Origin of the sequence: Falsiroseomonas oryziterrae, assembly GCF_021864505.1 — a bacterium.
GTDB classification, from domain to species: domain Bacteria; phylum Pseudomonadota; class Alphaproteobacteria; order Acetobacterales; family Acetobacteraceae; genus Falsiroseomonas; species Falsiroseomonas oryziterrae.
The window spans coordinates 1-6,662 of record NZ_JAKJIB010000234.1 but is presented as its reverse complement, the minus strand read 5'-3'; the positions used below and the strand labels follow the sequence as shown (position 1 = coordinate 6,662).

Genomic DNA, 6,662 nt, shown 5'->3' with positions numbered 1-6,662 from the left:
GGGGCGAGGCGGCGCACGCTCAGGCGACGGCCGCCGCCGTGCCGCGGCGCGCCGCGAGCCAGGCCTCGATCCGGCGCAGCGCCTCGGTCAGCACCGCGTCGCCCTTGCAGAAGGCGAAGCGGACGTAGTGATTGGGCGCGTCGGGCTGGGCGTAGAAGGCGGTCACCGGGATGGCGGTGACCTTCGCCTCCTGTGTCAGCGTCCGGCAGAAGGCCACGTCGTCGCCGGTCCAGCCGAGCGGGCGGACGTCGGTGGTGACGAAGTAGCTGCCCTGCGTCTCCAGCACGCCGAAGCCGAGGCGCGCGAGGCCGGCGGCGAGCAGGTCGCGCTTGGCCTGCAGCGTCGCGGAGAGCTCCGCGAAGTAGCGGTCGTCCTTCATCAGCCCGACGGCGACGCCGCGCTGCAGATTCGGCGGCGTGGTGAAGGTCAGGTTCTGGTGCGCCTTGGCGACGTTGGGCGCGAGCGAGCGGTCGCAGGTCACGTATCCCACCTTCCAGCCGGTCAGGCTGAAGGTCTTGCCGGCGCTGCCGATGCGCATGCAGCGCTCGCGCATGCCCGGCAGCGTCATCAGCGGGATGTGCTTCCAGCCGTCGAAGGTCAGGTGCTCGTAGACCTCGTCGCAGATCGCGTAGCAGTCGTGCCGCTGCAGGAGATCCGCGACGAAGGCGAGTTCGGCGGCGGTGAACACCTTGCCGGCCGGGTTCATCGGCGTGTTGAGCAGGATCGCCTTGGTCTTCGGGCCGAAGGCGGCGGCGAGCTCGGCGCGCGGCAGCTCCCATTTCGGCGGGCTGAGGCGGACCAGCTTCGGCACGGCGCCGAGCAGGCGGACGACGGGCAGATAGGTGTCGTAGAGCGGCTCGATCAGCACGCATTCGTCGCCCGGGTTCAGCACTGCCATCAGGCAGGCGGTGATCGCCTCGGTGGCGCCGGAGGTGACGACGACCTCGGCCTTCGGGTCGACCTCGAGCCCGTAGAAGCGGCGGTTGGCGGCGGCGACGGCCTCGCGCAGTTCGGGCAGGCCGGTCATGGGCGGGTACTGGTTGCGGCCGTCGAGCAGCGCGGCGGCGGCGGCGTGGATGACGTCGGAGGGCCCGTCATAGTCCGGGAAGCCCTGGCCGAGGTTGATCGCGCCATGCTCCACGGCGAGCGCCGACATGACGGTGAAGATCGTGGTGCCGGTGGCGGAGAGCAGGTCGTTCTGGGACTTCACGGCGCGGTTCCGGTGGGCGCGCGGGCCGGGCCGGCCCGCGGGGGAGCGGAGAATGGCGATGCGTCTCGGTCTTCGCAACGGCCAGCAGCAGTGCCTGCCGCATGTCTAGGCAGATTGCCCCGTCTGTGGTCATCTCGAATGACGCCAGCGCGAGATTCCGCGGCGGGCGGCGTTGTCTGGGTGGCACGGCCCATGCAAAACCGCGCCGGCCGGCCTGACCGCCGGCACCGCCCGTGGCGACCGGAGACGGCGGCCATGCGGGTGGACCCCGGGTGATGGATCGCATGCTGGCAGCGCGGCGTGCGGAGCGACGGAGCCGATGAAGAAGATCGAGGCCATCATCAAGCCCTTCAAGCTCGACGAGGTGAAGGATGCGCTGCACGAGATCGGCCTGCAGGGGCTGACGGTCGTGGAGGCGAAGGGCTTCGGCCGCCAGAAGGGCCATACGGAGCTCTATCGCGGCGCCGAATACGTCGTGGACTTCCTGCCCAAGGTGAAGATCGAGGTGGTCTGCCCGGACGACCTGGCCGAGCGCGCGATCGAGGCGATCACCGCCGCCGCGCGCACGGGCCGCATCGGCGACGGCAAGATCTTCGTCAGCGACATCCAGGACGTGGTCCGGATTCGCACCGGCGAGCGGGGCGAGGAAGCGGTGTAGCCGCGGGCACAGGGATTGGCCCGCGCACCACGCCACGGAGGCCTGCCTCCGGCGTGACGCGGGCAGACCGGATCGCCGGGGGCGTCCCTTCAAAACGGGGCGGCGGCGAACTGGGCGCGCGACGGGGACCGGCCTCCGCCGCGCGGCACATGGGACCGGGACACGCAGGGGATCAGGACACACAGCAATGGCGAAGAAGCCGGCAGGCGGGGGCAATGGCGCCGTCTCCAAGGTCATGGACATGATCAAGGAGCACAGCGTCGAATACGTCGATTTCCGCTTCACCGATCCGCGCGGCAAGTGGCAGCACACCGCGCAGCACGTCTCGACGATCGAGCCCGAGGTCTTCGAGGAAGGCATCATGTTCGACGGCTCCTCGATCGCCGGCTGGAAGGCGATCAACGAGTCCGACATGATCCTGATGCCGGACGCCGAGACGGCCTGCATGGATCCGTTCTCCGCCAAGCCGCAGCTGATCCTGTTCTGCGACATTATCGAGCCGTCGACCGGCCAGATGTACTCGCGCGACCCGCGCTCCACCGCGAAGCGCGCCGAGGCCTACCTGAAGAGCACGGGGATCGGCGACACCGCCTTCTTCGGCCCCGAGGCCGAGTTCTTCGTGTTCGACAGCGTGAAGTTCGGCACGGGCGGCAACTACGGCATCTACCAGCTCGACAGCGTCGAGGGGCCGGGTGCGAGCCTGAAGGACTACCCCGAGGGCAACATGGGCCACCGCCCGGTGGTCAAGGGCGGCTACTTCCCGGTCCCGCCGGTGGACAGCGAGCAGGATCTGCGCGCCGAGATGCTCTCGACCATGGGCGAGATGGGCGTCGTGATCGAGAAGCACCACCACGAGGTGGCGCAGTCGCAGCACGAGCTCGGCATGAAGTTCGGCACGCTCGTGAAGATGGCCGACCACCTGCAGATCTATAAGTACTGCATCCACAACGTCGCCCACAGCTACGGCAAGACGGCGACGTTCATGCCGAAGCCGATCTACGGCGACAACGGCAGCGGCATGCACGTGCACCAGTCGATCTGGAAGAACGGCAAGCCGGTCTTCGCGGGCAACGGCTATGCCGACCTGTCCGAGACGGCGCTGTACTACATCGGCGGCATCATCAAGCACGCCAAGGCGCTGAACGCCTTCACCAACCCGCTGACCAACTCCTACAAGCGGCTGATCCCGGGCTTCGAGGCGCCGGTGCTGCTCGCCTACTCGGCGCGCAACCGCTCGGCGTCCTGCCGCATCCCGTACGCGACGAACCCGAAGGCCAAGCGGGTCGAGGTGCGCTTCCCGGATCCGGGCGCGAACCCCTACCTGGCGTTCGCGGCGATGCTGATGGCCGGCCTCGATGGCATCAAGAACAAGATCCATCCGGGCGAGGCGATGGACAAGGACCTCTACGACCTGCCGCCGGAAGAGCTGAAGGGCATCCCGACGGTGTGCGGCAGCCTCCGCGAGGCGCTGCAGTCCCTCGCCGCCGACCACGAGTTCCTGCTGGCCGGCGACGTGTTCACGAAGGACCAGATCGAGTCCTACATCGAGCTGAAGTGGGGCGAGGTGTACAAGTTCGAGCACACCCCGCACCCGGTCGAGTTCGAGATGTACTACTCGGTCTGACCGGACCTGCGCGGGGGCCCGCCAGGCCCCCGCCACCATGCATTCCAGCGCCGCGCGGCCCCGCCGCGCGGCGTTTTCGTGTCCGGGGGCCGGATCCTCTCCGGCTGCTACGGCGTCTCGGCCCAGCGCCGCTCGAAGGCGTGGACGTCAGGGAAGCCGAGGACCTCGGTGAGCGCCTTGAAGTCGAACATCGGCACCGGTGATTCGAGGCTGCTGCCGGTCGCCGTCAGGTGGCGGTACAGCGCATCGAGCGTCGCCGCCGTGGAGAGGAACCCGGCGGCCGGGTAGATCGCGACCTGGAAGCCGAGTTCGGCGAGCCGCGCGCGCGACAGGATCGGCGTGCGGCCGCCCTCCACCATGTTGGCGAGCAGCGGCTGGTGGAAGGCGCGGCCGATCGCCTCCATCTCGGCCTCGCTCTCCGGACTCTCGACGAAGAGGATGTCGGCGCCGGCCTTCGCGAAGGCCTCCGCGCGGCGCAGCGCCTCGTCGAGGCCGAGCGAGCTGCGCGCATCGGTGCGCGCGATGATCAGGAAATCGGCGGAGGAGCGGCTGTCCACCGCGACCTCGATCTTGCGCACCATGTCGGCCAGCGGGATGACGCGCCGGCCCGGCGTGTGGCCGCATTTCTTCGGGAATTCCTGGTCCTCGAGCTGGATCGCGGCGATGCCCGCTGCCTCGTAGCCGCGCACGGTGTGGCGCACGTTCAGCAGGCCGCCATAGCCGGTGTCGGCGTCGGCGATGACGGGCGCCTTCGAGAACTCGGCGATGCGGCGCGCGCGGTCGAGCATCTCGGTGTAGGTCGCGAGGCCGACATCGGGCAGGCCGAGCGCGGAGGCGACGACGCCGAAGCCGGTCATGTAGGTCGCCTCGGCGCCGTGGCGGTTCAGGATGTGGGTCGAGATCAGGTCGAAGACGCCGGGCGCGACCAGGCACTTGCCGCGGGCGAGGAGCGGTTTCAGCGACGTGCGGGGCATCGGGATCTCCCTTGTGGCGGGGCGCGCGAGAGTGCTTGCGCCGGTGCCTTTCGTTGCATACATCTGACGGGACGATGTATTTCACAAGGGGGCCAGGACGGCCCTCCGCGACCGGGGGAGCAGGTGGCGACAGCCTCGGAACAGGCCTATCTCGCGCTGCGCCGCCGGCTGGCGGACGGGACCTATCCCCCCGGGTCGCATCTGCGGGAGGAGGAGCTGGCCGCGCAGCTCGGCGTGAGCCGCACGCCGGTGCGCGAGGCGCTGCGCCGCCTCGATGCCGAAGGCTGGCTGCGCGTGGTTCCGAACCAGGGCGCCTTCGCCGCCGAGTGGTCGCGCCAGGACGCCGAGGAGATCTTCACGCTGCGCGCGCTGCTCGAGGCGCATGCGGCGGAGCATGCCGCGACGGTGGCGGACCAGTCCGCGCTGGCCGCGATGCGGGCTGCCTGCGACGCGGCGGAGGCGGCGCTGCCGGGCGGGGACCTCGATGCGCTCGAGACGATCTCGGCGGCGAATGTCCGCTTCCACCGCGCGCTGTGGGAGATGAGCGGCCAGGCGCGCTGCCGCGCGATCCTCGACGGCCTGGCGGTCGCGCCGATGGTGCTGCGGAACTTCCGGAACTTCGATGCTGCCGGGCTGCGGCGCAGCCTCGACCAGCACCGCGAGATGATCGCCGCGATCGCCGCGCGTGATCCGGCCTGGGCCGGTGCGGTGATGCGCGCGCATGTCCAGGCGGGCAAGGCCGCCTTTCTCGCGGCGGGCTCCGCGCAGGCCGGCAGGCGTGCCGCATGACGGACGCTTTGCACACACCTTGCATACAATCGAGTGTCCCGACGGTCGCCTCGGCGCTCGCCGCAATGGCCGCCGGGCAGCTGCATCCGGCCGCGGTGCTCGAGGCGTGCCTTGCACGCGTCGCGGCGCTCGACGGCGCGCTGCACGCCGTCCATCACCTCGATGCGGAGGGCGCGCGCGCCCGCGCGGCCGCGCATCCCGCCGGGGCGCTCGCGGGCATCCCCTGGGGCATCAAGGACAATTTCGACGTCGCCGGGCTGCCCTGCACGGCGAATTCGCGCCTGCGCGCCGGGCGCGTCGCGACCGCCGACGCACCGCTGGTCGCCGCGGCACGCGCGGCGGGCGCGGTGCTGATCGGCAAGCTCGCGACCTGGGAATACGGCACTGGCACGGGCGCCGAGCATTTCGACCTCCCCTTCCCGCCTGCGCGGAATCCCTGGGACCGCGCGCGATTCACCGGCGGCTCCTCCACCGGCGCCGGCGTCGCGGTGGCGACGGGCATGGCGCTCTTTGCCATCGGATCGGACACCACCGGCTCCGTCCGCCTGCCAGCGGCGGCGACGGGCTGCGTCGGGCTGCTGCTCGCGCCGGGGCGTCTGCCGATGGAAGGCGCGCTGCCCAACACCTTCTCGATGGACCGACCGGGCCCGATCACCTGGACGGTGGAGGACGCCGCGATCGTCGCCGATGCGCTCTGCGGCACGAGGCTGCGCGACGCGTGCGGGCAGGACGCGCGCGGCCTGCGCGTCGGCGTGCTGCGCGATCCGGGTCCCGGGCTGCCCGCGGCGGATGCCGAACTCGCCACCGCGCTGGAGGAAGGCCTCGGCGTGCTGTCGGGGCTCGGCGCGCGCATCACGGAGGTGCGCCTGCCGTGGCCGACGTCGAACTGCCTCGACGCAGCGCGGCTGATCGGCGCCGCGGAGTCGGCTTCGATCCACGAGGCGGAGTTGCGTGACCGCGCGGCGGTGATGGGTACGGCGCTGCGCGACAAGCTGCTGGCAGGGATCGGCGTGCGTGCGGTGGACTACCTCGCCGCACAGCGCTTCCGCCGCGCCTTCACCGAGGCGCTGGAGCCGCTCTGGGCGGAGCACGACGTGCTGCTGGGCTTCGGCCCGCTGCACCTGCCGCCGCGGCTCGGCGTGGAGCCGGAGTCCACCGCCTTCACGATGGAGACGATGCTGACGCCGGCGAGCCTCGCGGGCCTGCCCGCGCTGGTGCAGTGCAACGGATTCTCCGCCGGCGGATTGCCGCTGGCGTGGCAGGCGATGGTGCCGCCCGGCCGCGAAGCCGCGATGATCGGGCTCGCCGACGCCTATGAGCGCGCGACGCCCTGGCGCGCGCGGAGGCCGGCATGAACGAGGCCTGGGCCGCCCGCGCGGCCGAACTCGCCGCCGCGATGGCGGCTGC

6 protein-coding genes are annotated in these 6,662 nt (G+C 71.1%); 4 read left to right on the top strand and 2 right to left on the bottom strand.

Going from position 1 to position 6,662, the window contains the following annotated elements; all coding sequences use genetic code 11:
- Window positions 1–19 precede the first annotated feature (19 nt).
- The gene (locus tag L2I40_RS16575; RefSeq protein WP_237216304.1) at window positions 20–1,210 is read right to left on the bottom strand and encodes an aminotransferase; all 1,191 of its coding nucleotides are present in this window, start codon (window positions 1,208–1,210) and stop codon (window positions 20–22) included.
- 319 nt (window positions 1,211–1,529) lie between these two features.
- On the opposite strand from L2I40_RS16575, the gene L2I40_RS16570 reads away from it, so the two are divergent.
- Entirely contained in the window at window positions 1,530–1,868 is a 339-nt protein-coding gene (locus L2I40_RS16570; protein WP_237216303.1) for a P-II family nitrogen regulator, read from the top strand.
- 187 nt (window positions 1,869–2,055) lie between these two features.
- On the top strand, window positions 2,056–3,492 hold the full coding sequence (gene glnA, locus L2I40_RS16565) for a type I glutamate--ammonia ligase (protein ID WP_237216302.1): 1,437 nt from the start codon (window positions 2,056–2,058) through the stop codon (window positions 3,490–3,492).
- A 107-nt stretch (window positions 3,493–3,599) separates the two neighbouring features.
- Here glnA and L2I40_RS16560 read toward each other — a convergent pair whose 3' ends face one another.
- Window positions 3,600–4,466: an isocitrate lyase/PEP mutase family protein gene (locus L2I40_RS16560; RefSeq protein WP_237216301.1), complete on the bottom strand. Its 867-nt coding sequence runs from the start codon at window positions 4,464–4,466 to the stop codon at window positions 3,600–3,602.
- 123 nt (window positions 4,467–4,589) lie between these two features.
- Between L2I40_RS16560 and L2I40_RS16555 the strand changes: the two genes are divergently transcribed.
- Window positions 4,590–5,255: a GntR family transcriptional regulator gene (locus tag L2I40_RS16555; protein WP_237216300.1), complete on the top strand. Its 666-nt coding sequence runs from the start codon at window positions 4,590–4,592 to the stop codon at window positions 5,253–5,255.
- Between the two features lie 65 nt (window positions 5,256–5,320).
- The gene (locus tag L2I40_RS16550; protein WP_237216299.1) at window positions 5,321–6,610 is read left to right on the top strand and encodes an amidase; all 1,290 of its coding nucleotides are present in this window, start codon (window positions 5,321–5,323) and stop codon (window positions 6,608–6,610) included.
- Window positions 6,611–6,662 lie beyond the last annotated feature (52 nt).

Coding starts and splice junctions, on each gene's coding strand:
- L2I40_RS16560 (WP_237216301.1), bottom strand. CDS start 4,466: ATGCCCCGCACGTCGCTGAAACCGCTCCTCGCCCGCGGCAAGTGCCTG.
- L2I40_RS16550 (WP_237216299.1), top strand. CDS start 5,321: ATGGCCGCCGGGCAGCTGCATCCGGCCGCGGTGCTCGAGGCGTGCCTT.
- glnA (WP_237216302.1), top strand. CDS start 2,056: ATGGCGAAGAAGCCGGCAGGCGGGGGCAATGGCGCCGTCTCCAAGGTC.
- L2I40_RS16570 (WP_237216303.1), top strand. CDS start 1,530: ATGAAGAAGATCGAGGCCATCATCAAGCCCTTCAAGCTCGACGAGGTG.